Raw genomic sequence first — 2310 nt, 5'->3', positions numbered from 1 at the left:
TCTGACAAGGCTACTATGTCGTACCAAAAACCTCTAAAGAAATTTAGAGGTTTTTTTGCTTTCATAAAACATCAAAAACTGCTCATAATCTTTATGTAAATTGTTCGAGATGCTGTCTGACAAGGCTACTATGTCGTACCAAAAACCTCTAAAGAAATTTAGAGGTTTTTTTGGCTTCATAAAACATCAAAAACTTCTCATAATCTCTTAGCAAATTGTTCGAGATGCTGTCTGAAAGGGCTACTAAGTTTTATCAAAACCTCTAAAGAAATTTAGAGGTTTTTTTATATTAAAAAAATTCCAAAAACTGCTCATAATTTCTTAGCAAATTGTTCGAGATGCCCTCTGAAAGGGCTGCTAAAAAAGCTTCAGTGAAATCTGATGCTTTTTATATTTATATATATTCAGAAAAATAATTTCGTTCAACTCAATTCGTAGCTATTTTTAACTTTTTTTATATCGAACTATAAACTTCTGAAGTAAATTAGAGTTTTTTTTAATATTACTTCAATAAAATTTTCTAGAAAATAGAAAGAAGAATAAATACTTATATCTTATCCCTTTATTTTATTGGCTTAACGGGCTAAAACTGGTATTTTTACAACGGGCTTGTTCTGTTAAAAACTAAGTCAAATTGTGAATAACCTTCGCTTTCTATTCTCAAAATTTATTTTGAACTTTGTAAAGCAGGTCAGGTTAGTTTTTCGGAGCATTTCCAAGAGGCAAAAAATTAATTATTAATTTAATACATTTAAAAAAATGAGTATTAAGTTTAAAATTCTTCCTAAGAAGAATCCTCAGGACATCACAGCTCCTGAAAAGTATTATGCAACGTCGATTGCAAATGGTGAAACTACCTTAGAGTCATTAGCAGAAATGATAGCCTATCAGTGTACTTTAACTGACACTGATTGCTATGCCGTTTTACGTTCTTTAGAGCGAAATATGCTAATGGAACTTAGCCAAGGCCGAATTGTAAAATTAGGTCACGTTGGTACGTTTCAAGTGAGTGTTAGTGCTAACGGACAAGATTTGGAAGAAGATGTTAAGGCAACTGACATCAAGAAAAGTCGTATTTTGTTTCGTCCAGCTAAAAAACTGAAACAAATGTTAGGTACTTTAAGTTACCAAAAAGCGAGCTAGTTACCCGCTATTGAGATTAAGTCTCTTCCGAAAGCCTCGAACGTTCCCGCGTTCGGGGCTTTTTTTTATAAAATTCAGTTCAAATTGCACCTGTCTAGTTTTTCAACTCAACCTGACGAATTGAAAAACTCGACTTGTTAAGACAAAAAAAAGCACCAGACAAAATAAAAAAAGATAAAACAGCAAAATTGACTTAAAATTCAACCAAAAAACGTACAAAAAAGCGATTTGCTGTTGACAAAAAAGCATAAAAAAAGCTCAAAAAATAGAGCTAGTTACCCGCTTTTGAGCTAAATTTCTTTCGAAAGCCTCGAATAGTTCCCGCTATTCGTATCGATATATACGATGTAAAATTAAAACTAAAATAGTTTAATACCAATAAAATAATCAAAATTTTTTTAATAAAATTCAAAACTACATACTACAAACTGAAATTTTGTAGAAATCATTCTACATTGGTTTATTTTAAACTATTAAAAATCATAATTCTGCACAAATAATTATAGCTTTTTCAAAATATAGTTTTGATTTAAGTAAATCTGAATTTCTGGAACTTGCAGATGAAAAAATAGCAAAACCAAGTGATTTTTAAAAATAAAACAATTGAGAAAAAAATAAACTCCAAATCGGAAAAAAATTATTGAAAGTATTAACACCAAAACCGAACTTGCTAATAAAGTTATCTCACTTGTTAGTAAAATTATCATATTCTTTCAATAAATGGTTATAGCATTATTTCATAATTTAACTAAATATACATTTGTTTACGATAATGCGTTTCATAATTCACAGGTCCTCTATCAAAATAAAACTTGGATAGATATGCAAAGAAAATGATTGCTTTAATTTATTAGATAATAAAACGCATAGAATATGATGTTTAGAATCTTATGAAAATCATTTTACAAATTGTTCGATATCTCGGCTGAGAAGTTTACTAAATAAGGTATTCAGAAATGAGTAGCGTTATTTAATTAATTCATCAACAAATGATTAAGTTTTAGCATTGGTTTTTTTTTATTGTATAATTAAAGAATAAATCACTACTTTTGCACTTTTATTTTCAAAATTATATGACTACACAGAAAATTATTGGGTACAGAAAGTTACTTAATGTTACCAGAGATGCAACATTAAAAGAATTAAAAACAATATATAGAAATAGTA

1 protein-coding gene is annotated in these 2310 nt (G+C 28.7%); it reads left to right on the top strand.

The genetic code is table 11. The annotated features are described in order from the left end of the window. Window positions 1–759: 759 nt before the first annotated feature. Entirely contained in the window at window positions 760–1143 is a 384-nt protein-coding gene (locus ABWO04_RS11245) for an HU family DNA-binding protein (RefSeq protein ID WP_353079781.1), read from the top strand. Window positions 1144–2310: the final 1167 nt, after the last annotated feature.

Origin of the sequence: Flavobacterium sp. (assembly GCF_040382755.1) — a bacterium.
GTDB lineage: Bacteria > Bacteroidota > Bacteroidia > Flavobacteriales > Flavobacteriaceae > Flavobacterium.
Note: the sequence above shows the minus strand (reverse complement) of the source record. Positions and strands in the feature narration are given on the sequence as shown.